This is a genomic window from Spongorhabdus nitratireducens (genome assembly GCA_947387575.1).
Lineage (GTDB): Bacteria > Pseudomonadota > Gammaproteobacteria > Pseudomonadales > Endozoicomonadaceae > CANDOC01.
Genome location: CANDOC010000001.1, coordinates 602,116 through 619,706, shown reverse-complemented (window position 1 = coordinate 619,706; position 17,591 = coordinate 602,116). Strand labels below are relative to the sequence as shown.

Below are 17,591 nucleotides of genomic sequence, written 5' to 3'. Positions count from 1 at the left end.
CTGTTATGGTCTGTTTACCGTAACAGTTTCCGGGCTGATTTTCATAGCGTTGCGAAGGGCTTTTACCCGTGAATGAATTGCTGATTACAACCTGATTTGCCGTCGTAGGTTTTCCTTGCACAGTAACAATGGGTTAGTGTCTTTTTTCAGTACAGGACTATTTTTCAGTACAGGATTTTTTTCCAGTACAGGTCTATGCCTCACATAGTCATGCTCATCCTGTTGGGCTTCAAGCAGCTGCCGGGCAAAGTAGCTGATGCCTTTGTCGGTAAACTGACGATTATCCGGCCTGCAATACAAGCATACCCGGGATACAAAAGGAGGATGATCTGCGACCAATGCTTTCCTGAGGCTTTCAAAGGTCTGTCGATCCAGAAAAGGTTGCTGTCCCAATTCCTCCAGTTGTCTCTGAAGTTTCGGAAAGTTCTTCATACGTGATGGCAATTTTTTGCCAGACATCTGCTGCACTACTTCAATATGCTGTTTCAGCACAATGCCGGCATACTGCGCCACCAGAGCAACATGCTGCTCATCACATCCCGCGACAAACAGCATCTCGTCCAGATGAAACAGCGCATGCCGTACAATCGAGGTAAATTGGGCAATCGCAACATCATATGAGATTGGCGGTAACATGGAGGAGGTCATGGAGGAGGTCATGGAGGGTGAGCTGATCAGTCCCTGACTGTCATACTCACAACTAAATACAAGCTCTGTCCCTGAGCCTGAGCTATCAAGCCCCCGGCAGTCATCCAGTTGGCACTGGGTAAAACATCGACCTGCAAAATGCCCCATGCCTGATCTGGTATATTCCTTATTTCCGGGCTGACAATATTGACAGTACTCCGAGATGTACCCCGGACGATATGGCCTTATTTTATCATTGAAATCCTGATAGGCAGCGGTTTGCTGGTTTCTCGGTTCCCCCATTTTTATCACCTGCCCCGGAAGAAGTTTCAACTTGTCCGGCATGTGATTTTTGGTGATAGTCTGGCAAGGCCCTTCAATGGGTTTCTTGTTGAATGCATGTGCAATAATTTCCATATAAGTCTTCAGTAACATTTTTGCTTCCTGCAAACACAGCTCTACATGGCACTGTTCAGCGCCGGAACTGAAGACAGCTTCATTATTATGCAACACCGCATGTTCAACAACGGCCGAAAACTCTGCAGAGTATCCCGGAGCAGGAAAACCATTATGACCTGGAGAAGTGTAGCCTGAAGAGTCGGAGTCACTTCGATCTTTGGTAAACCGTAGAGGAGATCCCGAAGAATTGCTCATTATGCTCGAGCGCGAACCAAGAGCTGTACTTAAACGATAATCCCATAAACCGCTTGTGCGGTTATAAGCACAGTTAGTGCTAATCGGAACAGAATGCGCCAGGTTCCGGGACACAGAGCCAACACGCACCGGGCCGGGTGGAGGGCTCACTGGCTCGTAATGTAAATGGCTATTCAGGGGCGGCCCGGGTTGTATTCGCAGGCTGAATTGCGGGCCATTGGTTCCAGGCTCGGTATAGATTGCTTCATCAATGGGAGCCCTTCGAGTACTGCTCACAGGCAGGCTGGAAGACAGTGTTCTACTTGTTGAAAAAGGGTCGGTAGTTGTGTCGGCGGGTTTGTAAGCAAGATATTCCTGCGGTCTGCAAACCGGCTTCCATGCAAAATCAGTTGAGCCCAGGTTTGCACCTGGTTTGTTGTAACGTGGTTTCGGTGGATTGTGCCAGCCTGTTATATAAAACGGTGCATTAAACCAGGGTGCATTTGGCAAATGAAACGACTTATCGGAAAAGGCTTCAAACTCACCAGAAGTGGTGTTGAATTTTTGCAAGCGAAATCCCGACCGCGAGTCTGCAACCAGAAAGACACAACCATCACCTCCCGGGCTTGGCTCCAGTCCGGCACCTGAGGCAACCAGCGCTGCCGTAAACTTGAAGGTGCAGTCAAGGTTAGTGTCAATCCGGCCCTGAACCATAATCACAGGCACAGAACTACAGCCAGCGGGGCACTTCAGAAATTCATCGACAGTGCATTCGGTTATCAGCGCCTGAGTCAGTCTTACCAGCCAGGATTTTTCCAGAGCAGCAATCGTTCGCCTCTGTTGACGAGCTTCTTTGGTTAAAAATGTATCGGCCAGCCAATATGCCGGTCTACCCTCTGATGGTATACAACGAAAAGCAAACGCAAAAAAAACCGGGCAGGCTCCTAGACTTCCTTTAGTTACAGGAGCAGGTTCTTTGGCTGCACTTCCGAACAGTACATCCATAATTTTCGCCGGGTAGCTGGTTATCAGATAGAAACCTTCTGTACGGCTATCCTGTTGCCGATTAGCAAAAATCATAATGACTTTGGCCGGATCAAGCAGATAGTCATCTGTCTTTCTGATCGGATAGTACTTCAGCGTATTTCCCTTGCCCGCAGCATGGCCCAGATAATGAAATGAGAGATTATCGGGGCTTCCGGACATACTGTTCAGCTGTATATGGGAGCAGGCCATCTTGCCGGTAGAATCTGGCAGGGTAACAACATATAACCAGCGGGGAATCATTACTTCGATTGAGTCATAGTCATGCTCTGCATACCCCCGGCTAACCGGCAATAGCAGCACCAGCGACAAAAGTACCTGAAGTCCCGGTTGTATCTTGTGACGCATACTCAGCCTCCGGGCTGTTATATTGACCTTTCTCCCTGAAGGGCAGATATAGACACATCAAAGCTATTACTGAATACAAGATAACTTATTGAATAAATGAAAGAGTCTGACAACACTATTTCTACCAAAAGGTAACGGGTTGCTGTGCTTGCAACAGACTTGTCACGATGACTGCAGGGAATGACCACAGTTTTGTTATTCTTCAAACTTTTTTGTTATTCAACTATTTTGTGCTTCAACCAATGTCGAATAGCTCTGTAACAACATCCTCTCTAGAATATTCAGGCTGACAGTCGCAAGAGGACAGCCTGTGCCACAGCATCAGGTCAAATATCACCATTCCCGTTTGATTCCCGGGCTTGAACTCGGCCATCTGAAGGTGCGCGAGTTTGATTTCGGACGGCACTGTCATGGTGATCACCATATCGGGCTGATCTGCCGGGGCGGCCTGCGCCAGTACCAGAAGGGAGCAAATCATTCACTCGGGCCAGGCATGATAGCGCTGACCAATCCAGATGAACTGCATTACGGGCAGGATCTGGCGCGGGATGGGTTTGAACTGAGAGTCTTTGGTATCAGCCCGGATCTGGCAGTACAGCTGCAGCCGCTTTGGGGAGTAGGTAGTACGACACTTAACTTTAACCAGCCGGTTATTGAGAACCCACAATTGTTTCAGGACCTCGTCAGCTTTCATCGTACGGTGACAAACCCCGATGCTGATCCACTCTGGGTTCAGAGCCGCTGGCTGGAATTGATGCAGCAGTTGATTTCAGGAACTGATTCGACTCAGTTGCCGTCAGACCATTCAGGCTTATCAACGCAGGCGGTTAATATAATAAGGGATTATTGTCTGGCTAATATCGACCGAAAAATTTCCCTGACAGAACTCGGAAAATTGCTGGATCTGGATCAATACCGGTTGCTCCGCCAGTTTCGTAAGACCATGCATTTCACCCCCCATGCCTGGCTGGTTCAGTTGCGACTTGATTATGCCCGCCAGCTGCTACGAAGTGGAAAGACTTCTATTTGCGAAGCTGCCCATGCCTCGGGCTTTTGTGACCAGAGCCACCTCTGCCGGGTATTCCGCAAGGCATACGGTATTACGCCTTCCTCATTCACCCGTTAACACCGGTGCAATTTTATCCAAGTCAGACCTCAGCCTGATATGTCATCCTGCGGCCCAATGGAAATATCCCATCGTAACAACATATACCACCGTAACAACAACGGATAAAAGGCGAGGTAGTGATAATGGAGTATCCCTTTTTATTTATCGGACTGACCCATTTAATGGCGGTAATCTCACCGGGGCCGGATGCAGCGCTGGTGATGCGTAACAGTACCTGCCTGTCACCCCGGCAGGCATTATGGGGCGCTGTCGGGCTGTCCTGTGGCATTCTTACTCATGCCATACTGGTACTGGCCGGTGTAACCTTGTTGCTGGAACAATATCCGCTGGCCAAAGGGATACTGCAATTGCTGGGCGGATTTTATCTGCTGTGGCTGGGCTATCAGTCACTTATTGAGGGCAGGGCGCATCATAACTTACTAAAGAGCACGGCACCCGATAACGGATTAACGACGGCAGTTGCTGTTTCCGAGACGGTTACCACTACCTGGGTTCGAGGCTATATGACTAACCTGCTGAACCCTAAAGCGATCGTCTATTTCGCCAGTATTATGGCCAGTGTGGTGTCACCATCCAGCAGCCTGGTACTGAAAAGCCTGCTGGCACTGGAGATATTTATGATCTCCCTGCTGTGGTTTGGCGGTATGTCGCAGGCGCTGACTATTGCAGCCATACAAAACAAGCTGCAACAGGCAAGGACCAGGATACTGTATTTCACAGGTACGGTATTTGCTATTGCCGGAGTCGTGATTGTTATACAGGGAGCAACCTTTATATTCAGGATGCTCCTGCCTTGAGCTGTTCAGTCCGGGCTGTGCCCGGATATCCGGCCCAACAGTTGCCTGCGTTTTTCCAGCTGTGCCAGTTGTTGCGGACTGACTACTTCCTGCAATGCAGTGGTCATGCTGTCCATTTCATGTTTCAACAGCGCTTTGGAGTGTTGTGTAATGGATTCGATTCGAGTGCCGTAGTGGCTCAGAATCTGCTGCACCTCACGTTGCTGTTCTGGTGAATCGGGCTTTATCACCTCTTCCATTTTGGCTATAAAACCATCGCGGCTCGCAAGCGCCCGAACGTCCTGCAGCTTGTTACGCACCAGTGCGCCGGTCAGTAATGCGCCGATCAAACCTCCAACCAACAGGGTCGCAAGCAGGATCGACAGGGTTTTCAGCTTCTGTGTCTGCATAAAAATATCAGGCCTTTAAAGTCGTTATACTCAGATCGTAAAAAGCAGATCGGATTCCAGCCCTCGGATACCCAGCAGGGCATCGACAAAACCGCTGACGGTGAGATCCGGGGTTGAATAAATCATCAGATTGACAGCGCCCAGAACCAGCGCAAAAGCGGCGGCAGGGAGGCTGACCCGGAAAAACATTCGCTGCAATTCTTCATGAAGTCCGGATAAAAATCCTGAGTCGGTTTCCCGTTGCAGTTGCTGCATCACCCGATCGGCAAAAAAACCGCTTTCAAAGCCTTTCACCTGCAGACTGGCTAATTGTTGCCGCAGTTGCTTTTCCTGTTCATCGTCATGGTTCATCAAAGTCTCTCCCGCAGCTGGGCTGCCAGCTGTTTTTTGGCCCGGGCCAGGCGTGATAGCACAGTACCTGTTGGCAGTTGCAGAATATCGGCAGCTTCTTCTGTGCTATAGCCCTGTACCAGTCGCAGCACCGCGACAGCCCTGAATTCGGGTTGCAACTGCAGCAGGCTTTGCTGAATGGCTTCCCGTTGCTCCCGTTGCTGATTGGTGCAGTGCTGTTGAGGTACATCGTTCAATAAATCATCGTCGTCTTTATTCAGAAACCATAAAAAGCGGCGTTTTTTCCGTCGCAGGGCATCCAGCGAACGGTTGACCGCAATCCGGCTGAGCCAGGTCTTGAAACTGGCCTCGCCCTTGTAAGAGGGCAGGGCGCGATAGGCCTGGATCATGGTTTCCTGGGCAATATCCTCCGCTTCGGTAATATTGCCCAGCATACTGATAACGGTAGTGGCAACAGCACCTTCATAACGTTCTACAATCAGCCGGAAAGCCTGCCGGTTGCCGCCTGTTACGGCAGCCACCAGGTCAGAGTCCGAAGTATCTGATGTTACTGTCACCGGGTTGTTCGAAATCGGTCGCAACAGTCAATACTCCCATCAGGCCTGTCGCTGCTGGCCGGTACGCCGGCGTCCGGGCTTCCAGCCAGGCGGGCCGAACAGATAGCCCGGAATATGTTTCCAGCTGGTGGCCTGATTCAGATCGCGGGCCATATTAAACCATTCATGCAGGGCAATCCTGAACGGATTATTGCTGTTAACAGGCCGGGTCAGTCCGTAGACAACGGGTTCGCTCTCATCGACAATCTCCTCAACAAAAGTGCCGAAAATCCGGTCATAGATAATCAGTACGCCACCGTAGTTTTTATTGATATACCTTCGGTTGGAGCCGTGATGGGCACGGTGATGGGAAGGTGTGTTGAACACCCATTCGAGCGGCCCCAGTTTCCCCACCAGTTCGGTATGAATCCAGATCTGGTAAAACAGACTGGCCGATAGCCCGAGGAATATCGCCAGCGGATGAAATCCGATCAATGCCAGTGGTGCAAAGAAGATCACACTGCCGGATATCAGTCCGGTCCAGCCCAGCCTGCCGGATACCGACAGATTCATATCAGCCGGGGTATGATGAACACAGTGTGTCGCCCACAGCCAGCGGATTTCATGAGCCCAGCGGTGATGCCAGTAATAGCAGAATTCCAGTAACAGGAAAAACAGGAAACCACTGGCCAGACCGGTGATTTCAATGGTCCAGAACCGATGACTGTATACCCAGAACATAAAACCGGCGGCAATACCGGCTGTCGCTACCTCAATAATCCGTTTGATGGCTGCGACCGCAAAGGAAGCCAGCGCCGGCTTCCAGGGGTATGACTGACGACGCTGCAGTATTAACCAGCCGGCTTCAAGCAGGACAAAAATCCCGAGAAACACTAAAAACCGGAGACCTCCGCTCATTACTGACAACTCCATTACTTGCCTCCGTCAGCTGTTGCGGTTCTGGATGCGTTCGCGCATTTTCTGCTTGCGCTCGTCCTGAATGACCAGGTATTCGTTATATTGATCTTCGCTCAACACCTCCTTTACTTGCTTGTTGGTTTCCGTCCGAAGGGTTTTCATCTCTTTGCCCAGCGCACGTTTTTCGCGGAAGCTGAGCTTCTTCCTTTCTCCACTGTTGCCCAAGCCGTATTTTTCGAATACCTCCATACGCTTCTCCCTGCTGGCTTCCAGAATGGGCGTCAGTTTGGCTTCCTGTTCCGGGGTTAACTTGAGACGGGCTTTGGTATCTTGCAATTGTTGCTCGATCTTTTCCCGCTGCTCATCACTGATCTCCGGGGCTGCAGCAGAAGTCAGTCCTGCATTGGTCAGTAATATTGTCAGCAGCAGGCCTGGGAGGGGGCGAATCAGGCTGAAGCGAGTTGACGTCATAGTTTGCCTATCTGATCTTTGTTGAAGTTAAAGCAATGTTTTGTCTTGCAAACATCACTTTTATCTCTATAGACGTCACAGATTATTTTTTAGTCCCGGGTTTTGAAAAAATATTGAAGCAAGCGTCCAAAAGACGATCAAGATTAATGCCCCACCAAAAAGCTAACTACACTTCACGGTCAGTCCTTCCTGCTACTTTCTGCTCTATACCGTGGGGTCAGAACCATGAAACATCTTTTTTCTCTTCGCTGTTCAGCGTTTCTTTTTTTATTCATGTCACTGTTTTACAGCAGTGCTTATGCCACAGGCCCCTTTAGTCTGGGCGTTCGATCGGGCGATCCCTCAGATAATGGTGTTGTACTGTGGACCCGGCTTGATCCCGGAATGTGTACCGCCGGGAACACGGTGACACTTGAAGTGGCTCTTAACGAAAGTTTCAATCCAATACTGTTCACAGAACAACATGATGTCATTCCTGACAGGGATTACACGGTTCATGTTGACCTGAGCGGCAGGCTGAATCCAGATACGGTGTATTTCTACCGCTTTTCCTATCAGCAGCAATCCAGTCGGACCGGCAGAACCCGGACATTACCCAAGCCTGATGTGATACGTCCACTGAAAGTGGTGGTTATGACCTGTCAGGATTATTCAACCGGCCACTTCAATGCCCATCATCTGGTGGCGGAGATGGCAATGAAAGGTGAGGTCGATCTGCTTTTCTTTGACGGTGACTTTATTTACGAATATGCCGAGTATGATTCTGAAGATGCCGAAATATTGCGCCGGCTGACATTACCCAGCCAAAAGCGTTCTGCCATGACGTTTGAAGATTTCTGCCATATTTACCGCTCATATCTTGGTGATGAACCGCTGCAGAAGATGCTGGCCTCTGTAGCCTGCACGCTGATTCCTGATGATCATGAAGTAGCAGATAATATTTACTGGGACCGGAAGCTGGATTGTCCGGGGCTTCCCGGCAAGCGTTATCAGAGATTGTCTCCACAGCAAAAAACTGATCTGGTGCTGGCAGCACGAAAGGCCTGGGTGATCTATAACCCCAGCAATGCAAAAGTGAACTGGGAAGCAACCGACCCACATAGCTTTGTCACTCTTCAGCGATCATTGCGGTTGGGAAAAATGGCTGACCTGGTAATGACCGATACTCGTAGCTACCGTGACGGCAAAGAGGTGGATAATGATCATCCGGATAAAACCATGTTAGGGTTGGAGCAGCGGACATGGCTATTGAAAAGTCTTGAACAAAGCGATGCTTGCTGGCGGCTATGGGGCAACCAGACCATGTTCTCCAGATTTCAGATACTGGGCGGACTTATCAAGCTGATTCCTGATGTACTGCATAACTCCGATCAGTGGAATGGTTTCGTTCACGAACGAAAACTTATTAAATCGGCTATTGAAGCTCTAAGCCTTAAAAACGTTATTATTATCACCGGTGATATGCATACCTCACTGGTTTCTTACGTTACCCCGGCTGATGAACCAGAGTCTCCCGATCATGTCGCCCTTGAACTGATGACACCCTCGGTCACCTCTCCAAACCTCAAGGAAGAGCATGGTATTCTGGGCACATTTGAACATTTAATGGAGGCAGTCCATAAGTGGTTGCAAATACAGAATCACCACCTGAAGCATTTCGACAGTAGCCAGCATGGTTTTGCTGTACTGACACTGGAAGAGAAGCAGGTGACATGGGATGTCTACGCTGTTGCAATCAATCCACCCTGTATCAACCCTGAAAAGAAACCAATGGTACATGTTGTCTATGATGGCCAGAAGGCTGAAGTGACAAGCTATTAAATGGGGGCTGATAAACCGGTCGCACAGATCTGATATCGTTCAGGTATACGCAGGGTCTTTTTTCATTGAAAAATGGGGCCCTGCTATTTTTTAGATTGTCCTTCAATGATAGCGGCCTGAATGCTGAAAAAGGCAAGATAGAGTTATTGGTACAACAGCTGACTCACTTCAGGCGTATTCAGGCCACTCCGTAAAAAAAGCAGGTTTATTGGGCATCCCGGATGCTCTGAAGCAGAAGCCGAACCATCATGGCGATATTGCCCTGTCGGTTTTTACTATCAGAATATTCTGCCGCCACCCAGTAGTGAATAGCATCACCTACGGGGCCACTAACCAGCAATTTACTATTACAGGTTGCTAGCAGCGCTTCACCAATAGCGGTAATTTTACCATCCTGAACACAGGATTCCCGCATTGCCAGATACATAAAATAATCTTTCATAAACTGGGTTTGTGGCTGAGGTTGAATGCCCTGTCCCCTGAGTGTGGAATCAATACTGGCGCCGATAGTTCTGAGTGCAGCGATCATCTGTACGGAGGGGTTGAATGCCAGGCACTGCCTGAAGCTGTCCGCTGTGTCACAAACAACTGGAGCACTGTTATAGCTCAACAGCGGGGATGAGAAGGGGCCGTTCTGAACAAGATATGCGCCCTTCAAAGGTTTTTGCGGCTCTTCATCCGATTTCCATAACGGTTTTTGGCAAAGCGGGGAGGCAAGCAGTTCTGTCTGGTATTTAACCATGAGCTGCTTGCCTGCCAGCCTGACCTTACGTGCGGCCTGTTCCATATCCCCGGTCTCATGGAAGAAACGACCACAGTATTCACTTTGCTGCAGCCAGCCAATCAGCTGGATTAATCCGGTCAGATGTTCCCGGGTAACTTCAGGGGCAGTAACCGCTTTCAGTCGCAATACCATTTCTTTGGCATAACAGGTTCTGGCCTCTTTAACAAAGCGCAAAGATTCATCCGCCTGATAATAGTGCCAGCAAAAGAAAGGCAGCTGATCATACATAATGGCGCAGAGTTCTTTCAGCAGCATTCCTTTGGCAGCATTACCCTCAGGGGATTCAGAGGCAGTGGCCGGGTAAAAGTGGGTAATAACCTCGCGGGTTCTGACAGGACCTGACTTATAGATAGCCAGTATCAATGCTGCTTCTTTCTGACTGACCAGCGAAAACAGGCAGGGCTCTTTGGCCATGTCCATCACTGTTTCAAGGCAGTATTGAAAAGCAGCCAGTACCAGACAGCGCTCGCCCAGATGTTTACGATCCGTTCGTTTCATGACCGCTACTGAATCATTCAGATAGCGATCCATTTCTGTTGCCAGTCCTGGTGGCAGTATACTGGCGGGCAGGCACGGGTCGAGAGCCAGCAGCTTCATAAACTGCTCCCGCCACTGTTGTTGTCTTTCATGATAGTGAGGATTGTTATAATGCAGCAGCTGCTTTTTCAGAAAGTCTTCAGTGGGTACACGAAGGGGAGAAAAACCATCACGGGTAAAATATATTCCCGGACTATCAAGACCCAATTGTTTCAAGGCATAAAACGGCTGCTCAAGGCAAAGCTCTGAGAGTGAATTCAACAGCTCCGGCTGCGATGCCCCTGTGACCTGGGAGGAGGCGGATATTGATGTAGATACCGACTCCTCTGTACATTCAACTGTCGTCTCTTTGCTATCTGCAGTGGGTGTAGCGACCGACTTTGACGTAGCTTGACGCTGTGTACTGCTGTCATCATCCTCAGTGAATGTGGATTCTGAGGGCAGGGTAAAAGTGCCTCCTGTTTTATCCGAGCTGCTGGCACTGGGACAGAGTACAAGTTCGATCAGAAAAAGTAACAGGCCAGCCGCTAGAATAAAGCGACAGCTATTTATCTGATAAGTCATATAAGTGCTTCTTATTGCTGTTTTCAGGCACGAAACCTGACGAGTTAACACAAATATATGAATAAAATCCTGCACGGACAGAAAGAGTATAGCGTCATATAAACAACCAGAACTGAACTCTGTATGAGCTTGAGCCTGATCATGCAAGATACAAATAAAATGACGTTTACTTGAATAATCACAGTCAGGTGCGATAGCGTCGGCGTATGCTAACGATTCCCATAAAAACCATGACAATACTCAGAAAGATACTGCTACCTGTCTCACTATTGGCAGGCGTGCTCTCAGCAAGTGGCACTGTTACGGCAAGTGATAACGCCGGTATCTACCTGTTATCCCGGTTTAACCCGGCTGAAATACAGATTCGTGAACTTGCTGCCGGAGCCAGCGTGGAAAAAAGCAGCGACGAAGAAGGGCACGCCTTCAAAATTTCATGGCCGGATGTAACGGTTACTATCCATACCAAATATGACTGGAGTGACCGGGATATTCAGATCAACGGCATGACACACTGGGTCAAGGCTATAAATCCGCGGGTCGATCCTGCCTTTGTACGTCAGATTGGCAATGCCAGTGATATTCTCGGTTGTGTTATTCGGCCGGGCTATGACCCTGAGGGTAAAGTTGCAGGTCTGCTAAAGGACATTGCCGGTCAATATGATGGCTTTATTTTTACCCATCAGAGCTTTTACTCTGCTGACGGCCTGAAACTGGCTGGGCAGCCAGTGGATCCAACCAGTATTTGACTTGGCTGATACAGCCAGAGCACGGAATGAAATAAAGAGAAACAGCAATTGGACGACGAACAGTTTTATCCGGACTGGCTCTACAAAAAGCTGATAGAAGACGACCTGTCATGGGACAAAAAGTCCACTCTTGACCTGGACTCATTTCTTAAAAAATACACATTGCATGACTCGCACTGGGTAGGGTTATTTCATCATCTGGCGTTTGACCGATCAGTAACCCTGGCATTTCAGTGGGACTCTTTCTGGCTGCCGGATGATATAAAAGCATACTCCCCGCTGGTGGATGACTGGCCTTATCTGTTTATCAAGATTGACGACGTTAATGAAGTGACGACGGCAAACTACGCCGATATAGATGGAATCAACAGGGCTATCTCAGGCGCAGAGACACTCGACATGGGCGGTGCTATACATCTTGCGATCGATGACGTTTTTGGCGGTCAGGTGAATCTTGTATTTAAAGGCTCTCAAGACATTATCGCACTTAACCCTGATGGCTCGGTTCTGAGCATATGAAAGCATACCGAGACAACCAGCTAGTGATTCTGGTACCTGGCAATGACACCAGCAGAGCATTTACTATCAGGCCCATACCCACTGTGATGATGACAGTTGGTTGAAACGGCCTTCTGGCGATTACATCTATCACAAAGGCTACGAACCGTGAAAGTATCCGAAATATTTGAGCATGAACCCGAGCAGTGGGGCCTGAGAGGCGATCCGATGCTCTGGCGCGAATTGAGACAGCGTTTCATTAATGTTGATATGCCCGAAACACCTGAGACCCTGCAAGCGCTTATTGAGAAGGAATACGAAGTCGCTACCAGGCATCCAGTCAGTGACGAACAGGATTTTTTTGTAGAACATTTGCAAAGCCATGGTATGTCCAGCGGTCTTATCAGCCCTGAGTTCTGGGTCAGAAAGGGGATTCCATTGCTGGTCAACCGGCATGTAAAACCATAAGAGTTTAAATATCAGTGGAGACCCTGCACAGCATCAGAAGAGAAGTTGAATCCCGAAAGCTTTATGGCGTCATGAACGACACCCGATGGCAGTCTGTTTATAAAGCCTTCCAGTCTCAGGATCTGCCTTTTGAGTACAGATCTGTCGATATCTTCGGTGAAATATTTCCAGCTGATCACCTCAGGTTTGATATCAGGGAGGTGTTTCCTCGACACTTCTCTACGATCAAGTGGCTGGAAGTTCACACAAAAGAGATAAAGCATTACGGGGAACTGGTGCCACCACTTGTTACTGACCACACACCGCTCGCTATAGAGGTCGCAGCCAAAGCAAAGGCACGGTTCACACTGACAGATTATGGCATCAGGATCTGGGGGTATATAAAACAGGGTGAGGTTGTTGAATTCTACCAGTGACTAGCCAGCAGACAGGTTTATCGAGACTTATTCAGGCGACCCAACGATATATTTTCAGTATCATATCGCCACTGCAGGACAACAAAAAATCACCGCTGAAGAAAACAACAAATTAATGGAGTTGCCGGGTTTATGGCCGGAGTTTTAAGAATTACCCAATTAGCTGCTTATCTGGTCATTATCTTTTCAGTACTGCTTTTCATGCTTTCCCTCTATATGGCAACCGATGACCTGAAGACAGCGCTTTTCGGGTTTGTATTGTCAGCACTGGGCTACGGATCAGGTGATTTTCTATTGAAAAAAATCCGCAGCAAGATTGCAGAGGTTGAATCGAGAGAGCTTGAATCCTATATATTCAGATATGCCATTACCCAGAATGGTGTCATTACAGCGGCTTCCCTCGCATCTGAAGGAAAAGTTTCCTACAAGCAATCCAGAGAGCTACTAGACATAATGGCTGCTGATAATATTTGTGTGAAAACGACAAATGCCAGTGGCAATGTGTCCAAGTATACGTTCGAAGAACTTATCTGATAAAAATAACACCTGCACGGACGATCATTCTTCGGCAATGGCTCAGGGAATAGCTGAGAAAATAGCTACAGAAATAGCTCCTGCAAGGGTAGTGTCATTTACAGAGTCCCGTAATGTTATCCAGATTATTCAGAAAAAAAGACTTCAGGCTTTATCTTGGCAACATCTATGTGGCTGAAAGAAGTGATATCAAAAGGATCCTGGATCAACCACCAGCCTTTCTTGCCGAATCGATCAACAGTCAGCTGCATCGCAGGCTGATCGAAGTGTTTGAATTACCCCTGGCTAAAGAGATTGATCAGTTTGCTGATGATGACCTGGCCATTGACGTTATCATTCCCAAATACCAGGGCGGTGCCCTGTTGTTCGGCCATATTGGCGGCACACCATTGCCCCTGTTCTGGCGGCCCAAGGTGCAGATTGTAAGCCACATCTACAATCTCAAAAGCGGCAAGATCTTAAGCAAAGTTAAAGTAACGTCCAAAACGCCATGGAAAGCCTATCTGGGGAGAGTGTTTTCAATCCGGGCAATTTTCAGCTTTAGCCCGCTGTTTACCGGCAAAGACCTTGAGCAGCTTTTGTGTGAAAGCTGTCTGAAGGCAATGGCAAAACATCAGGCAAAATTCTGATGTTTTCCCATGTTAAGCAGTCTTTCGTTGTACAAATCTGATCACCAGAGAGTTTTATGCCTTGCCGAGATAGGTATTGGTGATGAAAGCAAGGAAATGATTACCTGCATCAGGCTATAAGCCATGATGATCTCAGGCAACCCGAATTATGAATGAGTTTGATATACAGTTTTATGGCCTCTATCTCACGCTGTTACTGACACCATCTATAGCCCTGTTAATACGACGGCGATTTACCCGGTATGACCTCTGGTTTGGCGTTGTCGCAAGCGTTCTGTCTGCTATCAGCCTTATATTCTGGTATTCAGATGTTTCCTTGCGCGGCGTTACCACCGATATTGTCGGACTGTATCTGAGCTACTTCGTTACAGGCATCGCGGTTTTTAAAATGACCGCCTTTCGAAACCGGGCAGCGAAGCTGTCCGGTTGTATTGCAGCCTTCCCATTTTTCGTACTGCCTGCGTTGGCTATTCCATTGTTCTTCGGCGTGTTGCTGGGACTGGGCGATTTACAGACCGAGTATGAAACGGATAGGGAAGAGGATTATTATTGCAGGGTTTCAGTTTATGGTAATGCCACCACATCAACAGGGGGATATACTGCCCGGGTTTATGAAGCTTATGCTGTCCTTGAATATCAGCGCCATGCCGTGAACTTCGAAAACACTTTATATCCAGAGATGACACCTGAACTTTCCTGTAAAAGGGCATTGTCTGCAGCTAAGAAGGCAATATAGCCAACACCTTTTCGACGCTAACAAACTCTCGCTTAAATGAATAAAGAACAACAAGATTATCTGAACCGCTACCTCGATACCCTGAGTCCGGAACAACAACACCCCTCTGTCACGGCTGATTATTTCTGTGCTGACGAGGAAAATGCCAACCTTTGTGCCGCGCTGATCCGCCGTGGAGAGAAGACGGCTGCCTGCAGCATGAAATACTGGTATGAATCCGGACAGGAGCCTATGCCACAGCCGGGCAGTTTAATGGTTGTAACGGACTGGCAGGGCAACCCGACTTCCATTATCGAAACCACCGAAGTGCGCGAATGCCGATATTCGGAAGTCACCGCCGAATTTGCGGCTGCTGAGGGCGAGGGCGACAAGTCACTGGCATGGTGGCGCGATGCCCACTGGCAATTCTTTTCCCGGGAATGCCGAGAGCAGGGCCTTGATCCTGATGAAAATATGATGCTGGTGCTGGAACGGTTTAAGGTCGTGTACTCATAAGCGACACTCATAATTATTAAGTTACTGGTTCCAGATCAGTGATTAGCCCGAATACAATGTCGGGAAAGGGATACAACAATGAAACATGCCGCCTTTTTACTATTAGGATTAGTGTCTCTGGCTGTTATGGCTGAGGATAAAATCGACGATCGGGTTGTAATGATTCATGAACAAAATCAGGCTATGAATCAGGCGATACAGACCGCCCGCAGCCAGCTCGACGGTTTCTTCGAGATTGCCGCCAATCCGCCTGCAGGTACCGAGCGGTTCAAGCTGAAAGTCATGGTGGCGGACGAAAACGGTGTCGAACACCTCTGGTTCTCTCCTTTCAGGAAGATAGAAGGCGGTTATGCCGGCATTCTGGTAAATCAGCCCGGCACCATCCGCTCAATGAAATATGGCGAGGTCTATGCGTTCCGACAAGACCAGATTTCCGACTGGGGCTATGTGCTGAACGGCAAGCAGATCGGGAGCTTTACCGTGTGCGTCATGTTCAAAAGCATGGATCAGGCAACTGTCGATCGGTACAAAAAGGATCATGGCTTTGTCTGTGACAGCTGAGCCCGTTACATCAATTGTGGCCAGAGAATTCTGGCTTGAAGGGGATCAGGTAACACCTTGCTGTTGCCTGTTTATCATTTATGAAAACGGATGCTGTGAAAAAATTTATTACGATGATGAGCGATGCATCTGGGCCACAGAATATCTGGCAGAAAGGCCGGATCTCAATAATCCTGGCGGCAACAGTATCCTGGCGGCAACAGTAGTTGCTATTACCCCTATACAAAATATCAGCCAGTGACAGGGCAGAATGCCGGCGCATTACTGAAAAGAAGGATGCCTGATAATAACAACCTTCAGCTGGTATTTTCGGGTGGTTACCAACTGAATCTTCGGTATGATCCAATAGAAGAAAAAGAATTCCTCATTGTCTCAAGTGAATCGTGAATCCGGCCGGGTCAATTTTTTTATATTATAACGATTCAAAAATCACCATCAGGTTACTAAGCACTCACACCTCCCGGAATAAATCAGGGTATATACGTAATCTGTCGTTGAAAACCCAAAAACTGCATGCATTTCAGGTATAACCAAGCTATCTTCAGAGCTCACCTTCGAGCTGTAAACAATAACGATACTCAAAATGCATGCTGTTCTCGAATCCCTGCTACCGGTCTTTTTCCTTATATTTCTTGGCTACACTTTCAAACATGTGGACTTTCCCGGCGATAATTTCTGGTCCCAGGCCAACCGTTTTATTTACTTTATTCTATTTCCCGCGCTCTTTATCGACAAGTTGGCTACTGCCGACCTGACTAATCTTGACGGGTTTGCCTTTGTCAGCAGCAGCCTGATTACTGTTGCCATTATGACGCCGCTGTTGATGCTGCTGAATAATGTGCTCTTCAAATTCAATGGTGCCGCCTTTACTTCTGTTTACCAGGGCTCGGTGCGTTTCAATTCCTACGTGTTGCTGGCGCTGGCAAGTGCAGTATACGGCGATGAAGGGCTGATTCTGGTGGCCTTTCTGATTACCTTTTTTGTACCGGTGATCAATATCTGCTGCATCAGTATCTTCTCGCTTTATGCTCACCAGACCCGGCTGACATTCGGCGCCTTTGTACGCTCGGTGGTCACCAACCCGCTGATTGTTTCGTGCTTTATTGGTGGTGGTCTGAATTATGCCGGCGTAACCATCTGGCCACCGGTGGAAAAAACCCTGGCCATCCTGAGTTCTGCCGCACTACCACTGGGGCTATTATCCGTAGGTGTTGGCCTGCATCTGGAACAGATTCGGTCGGCCCGGCTGGAGATCATTGTTGCCAGTGTCTTTAAACTCCTGGTATTCCCGGCAGTGGTTATGGTGACTGGCAATTTTCTCGGGGTGGAAGGTCTGGCACTGGCAATACTGGTGCTGTTTGCAGCCTTGCCGACAGCACCGACAGCACAGATGCTATCGCGCCAGCTGGGCGGAGATGTAAAGCTGATGTCAGCTATTATCACCCTGCAGACACTGCTTTCCATGATCAGTCTGCCGCTGGTGCTTTCCATGTAGATTTATATTATCCAGGTTCTGTTGACATAAGTAGCCCGCCGCTACAATACATGGGCGGGCTGTT

General features: G+C 48.5%; 21 protein-coding genes. 14 read left to right on the top strand and 7 right to left on the bottom strand.

What is annotated here, in order from left to right:
* Window positions 1–84 precede the first annotated feature (84 nt).
* The gene (locus ACYZZ0_RS02860; RefSeq protein ID WP_461535064.1) at window positions 85–2,652 is read right to left on the bottom strand and encodes a hypothetical protein; all 2,568 of its coding nucleotides are present in this window, start codon (window positions 2,650–2,652) and stop codon (window positions 85–87) included.
* A gap of 310 nt (window positions 2,653–2,962) precedes the next feature.
* On the opposite strand from ACYZZ0_RS02860, the gene ACYZZ0_RS02855 reads away from it, so the two are divergent.
* Window positions 2,963–3,778 carry an AraC family transcriptional regulator gene (locus ACYZZ0_RS02855; RefSeq protein ID WP_461535063.1) on the top strand — a complete coding sequence of 272 codons (816 nt, stop codon included), beginning with the start codon at window positions 2,963–2,965 and terminating at the stop codon, window positions 3,776–3,778.
* A gap of 125 nt (window positions 3,779–3,903) precedes the next feature.
* Entirely contained in the window at window positions 3,904–4,578 is a 675-nt protein-coding gene (locus ACYZZ0_RS02850) for a LysE family translocator (protein WP_461535062.1), read from the top strand.
* A gap of 5 nt (window positions 4,579–4,583) precedes the next feature.
* On the opposite strand, the gene ACYZZ0_RS02845 is transcribed toward ACYZZ0_RS02850, so the two are convergent.
* Genes ACYZZ0_RS02845 through ACYZZ0_RS02825 form a run of 5 tightly spaced genes read right to left on the bottom strand, consistent with a single transcriptional unit; the run spans window position 4,584 to window position 7,243 of the window.
* Window positions 4,584–4,967: a hypothetical protein gene (locus ACYZZ0_RS02845; protein WP_461535061.1), complete on the bottom strand. Its 384-nt coding sequence runs from the start codon at window positions 4,965–4,967 to the stop codon at window positions 4,584–4,586.
* A 30-nt stretch (window positions 4,968–4,997) separates the two neighbouring features.
* Window positions 4,998–5,318, bottom strand: coding sequence for a hypothetical protein (locus ACYZZ0_RS02840; RefSeq protein WP_461535060.1), 321 nt, complete (start codon window positions 5,316–5,318; stop codon window positions 4,998–5,000).
* A complete protein-coding gene (locus tag ACYZZ0_RS02835; RefSeq protein WP_461535059.1) occupies window positions 5,318–5,899 on the bottom strand; it encodes an RNA polymerase sigma factor in 582 nt (193 codons plus the stop codon). Before ACYZZ0_RS02835 ends, ACYZZ0_RS02840 begins: the two co-directional genes overlap by 1 nt.
* A 15-nt stretch (window positions 5,900–5,914) precedes the next feature.
* Window positions 5,915–6,772 (bottom strand): sterol desaturase family protein, encoded by an 858-nt coding sequence (locus ACYZZ0_RS02830; protein WP_461535058.1) that lies wholly within the window; start codon window positions 6,770–6,772, stop codon window positions 5,915–5,917.
* A 27-nt stretch (window positions 6,773–6,799) separates the two neighbouring features.
* Entirely contained in the window at window positions 6,800–7,243 is a 444-nt protein-coding gene (locus ACYZZ0_RS02825) for a hypothetical protein (protein ID WP_461535057.1), read from the bottom strand.
* A gap of 273 nt (window positions 7,244–7,516) precedes the next feature.
* Between ACYZZ0_RS02825 and ACYZZ0_RS02820 the strand changes: the two genes are divergently transcribed.
* Window positions 7,517–9,064 carry an alkaline phosphatase D family protein gene (locus tag ACYZZ0_RS02820; protein WP_461535056.1) on the top strand — a complete coding sequence of 516 codons (1,548 nt, stop codon included), beginning with the start codon at window positions 7,517–7,519 and terminating at the stop codon, window positions 9,062–9,064.
* Window positions 9,065–9,269: 205 nt separating this feature from the next.
* Here ACYZZ0_RS02820 and ACYZZ0_RS02815 read toward each other — a convergent pair whose 3' ends face one another.
* Complete coding sequence (locus ACYZZ0_RS02815; protein WP_461535055.1) at window positions 9,270–10,949, bottom strand: hypothetical protein; 1,680 nt, start codon at window positions 10,947–10,949, stop codon at window positions 9,270–9,272.
* Between the two features lie 230 nt (window positions 10,950–11,179).
* Here ACYZZ0_RS02815 and ACYZZ0_RS02810 point away from each other — a divergent pair, with 230 nt between their 5' ends.
* The 11 genes from ACYZZ0_RS02810 (at window position 11,180) to ACYZZ0_RS02760 (ending at window position 17,527) form a co-directional block, all read left to right on the top strand.
* Window positions 11,180–11,695: a hypothetical protein gene (locus ACYZZ0_RS02810; protein ID WP_461535054.1), complete on the top strand. Its 516-nt coding sequence runs from the start codon at window positions 11,180–11,182 to the stop codon at window positions 11,693–11,695.
* A gap of 48 nt (window positions 11,696–11,743) precedes the next feature.
* The gene (locus tag ACYZZ0_RS02805; RefSeq protein ID WP_461535053.1) at window positions 11,744–12,214 is read left to right on the top strand and encodes a hypothetical protein; all 471 of its coding nucleotides are present in this window, start codon (window positions 11,744–11,746) and stop codon (window positions 12,212–12,214) included.
* A 147-nt stretch (window positions 12,215–12,361) separates the two neighbouring features.
* Complete coding sequence (locus tag ACYZZ0_RS02800) at window positions 12,362–12,661, top strand: hypothetical protein (RefSeq protein ID WP_461535052.1); 300 nt, start codon at window positions 12,362–12,364, stop codon at window positions 12,659–12,661.
* Between the two features lie 14 nt (window positions 12,662–12,675).
* Window positions 12,676–13,077, top strand: a complete 402-nt coding sequence (locus ACYZZ0_RS02795) for a DUF6678 family protein (protein ID WP_461535051.1) — start codon at window positions 12,676–12,678, stop codon at window positions 13,075–13,077.
* A 132-nt stretch (window positions 13,078–13,209) separates the two neighbouring features.
* Entirely contained in the window at window positions 13,210–13,611 is a 402-nt protein-coding gene (locus ACYZZ0_RS02790; RefSeq protein WP_461535050.1) for a hypothetical protein, read from the top strand.
* A 113-nt stretch (window positions 13,612–13,724) separates the two neighbouring features.
* Window positions 13,725–14,240 carry a hypothetical protein gene (locus tag ACYZZ0_RS02785; RefSeq protein WP_461535049.1) on the top strand — a complete coding sequence of 172 codons (516 nt, stop codon included), beginning with the start codon at window positions 13,725–13,727 and terminating at the stop codon, window positions 14,238–14,240.
* Between the two features lie 148 nt (window positions 14,241–14,388).
* On the top strand, window positions 14,389–14,976 hold the full coding sequence (locus tag ACYZZ0_RS02780) for a hypothetical protein (RefSeq protein ID WP_461535048.1): 588 nt from the start codon (window positions 14,389–14,391) through the stop codon (window positions 14,974–14,976).
* A 36-nt stretch (window positions 14,977–15,012) separates the two neighbouring features.
* The gene (locus ACYZZ0_RS02775) at window positions 15,013–15,471 is read left to right on the top strand and encodes an ASCH domain-containing protein (protein ID WP_461535047.1); all 459 of its coding nucleotides are present in this window, start codon (window positions 15,013–15,015) and stop codon (window positions 15,469–15,471) included.
* Window positions 15,472–15,549: 78 nt separating this feature from the next.
* A complete protein-coding gene (locus tag ACYZZ0_RS02770) occupies window positions 15,550–16,032 on the top strand; it encodes a YegJ family protein (RefSeq protein WP_461535046.1) in 483 nt (160 codons plus the stop codon).
* A complete protein-coding gene (locus ACYZZ0_RS02765; protein ID WP_461535045.1) occupies window positions 16,016–16,273 on the top strand; it encodes a hypothetical protein in 258 nt (85 codons plus the stop codon). The genes ACYZZ0_RS02770 and ACYZZ0_RS02765 overlap by 17 nt, the downstream gene beginning before the upstream one ends.
* 342 nt (window positions 16,274–16,615) lie before the next feature.
* Entirely contained in the window at window positions 16,616–17,527 is a 912-nt protein-coding gene (locus ACYZZ0_RS02760) for an AEC family transporter (RefSeq protein WP_461535044.1), read from the top strand.
* Window positions 17,528–17,591: the final 64 nt, after the last annotated feature.

Excerpts from the sequence above, each read along its gene's own strand:
- ACYZZ0_RS02860 (WP_461535064.1), bottom strand. The coding sequence starts at position 2,652 with ATGCGTCACAAGATACAACCGGGACTTCAGGTACTTTTGTCGCTGGTG.
- ACYZZ0_RS02850 (WP_461535062.1), top strand. The coding sequence starts at position 3,904 with ATGGAGTATCCCTTTTTATTTATCGGACTGACCCATTTAATGGCGGTA.
- ACYZZ0_RS02845 (WP_461535061.1), bottom strand. The coding sequence starts at position 4,967 with ATGCAGACACAGAAGCTGAAAACCCTGTCGATCCTGCTTGCGACCCTG.
- ACYZZ0_RS02840 (WP_461535060.1), bottom strand. The coding sequence starts at position 5,318 with ATGAACCATGACGATGAACAGGAAAAGCAACTGCGGCAACAATTAGCC.
- ACYZZ0_RS02830 (WP_461535058.1), bottom strand. The coding sequence starts at position 6,772 with ATGAGCGGAGGTCTCCGGTTTTTAGTGTTTCTCGGGATTTTTGTCCTG.
- ACYZZ0_RS02825 (WP_461535057.1), bottom strand. The coding sequence starts at position 7,243 with ATGACGTCAACTCGCTTCAGCCTGATTCGCCCCCTCCCAGGCCTGCTG.
- ACYZZ0_RS02820 (WP_461535056.1), top strand. The coding sequence starts at position 7,517 with ATGTCACTGTTTTACAGCAGTGCTTATGCCACAGGCCCCTTTAGTCTG.
- ACYZZ0_RS02815 (WP_461535055.1), bottom strand. The coding sequence starts at position 10,949 with ATGACTTATCAGATAAATAGCTGTCGCTTTATTCTAGCGGCTGGCCTG.
- ACYZZ0_RS02810 (WP_461535054.1), top strand. The coding sequence starts at position 11,180 with ATGACAATACTCAGAAAGATACTGCTACCTGTCTCACTATTGGCAGGC.
- ACYZZ0_RS02790 (WP_461535050.1), top strand. The coding sequence starts at position 13,210 with ATGGCCGGAGTTTTAAGAATTACCCAATTAGCTGCTTATCTGGTCATT.
- ACYZZ0_RS02785 (WP_461535049.1), top strand. The coding sequence starts at position 13,725 with ATGTTATCCAGATTATTCAGAAAAAAAGACTTCAGGCTTTATCTTGGC.
- ACYZZ0_RS02780 (WP_461535048.1), top strand. The coding sequence starts at position 14,389 with ATGAATGAGTTTGATATACAGTTTTATGGCCTCTATCTCACGCTGTTA.
- ACYZZ0_RS02775 (WP_461535047.1), top strand. The coding sequence starts at position 15,013 with ATGAATAAAGAACAACAAGATTATCTGAACCGCTACCTCGATACCCTG.
- ACYZZ0_RS02770 (WP_461535046.1), top strand. The coding sequence starts at position 15,550 with ATGAAACATGCCGCCTTTTTACTATTAGGATTAGTGTCTCTGGCTGTT.
- ACYZZ0_RS02760 (WP_461535044.1), top strand. The coding sequence starts at position 16,616 with ATGCATGCTGTTCTCGAATCCCTGCTACCGGTCTTTTTCCTTATATTT.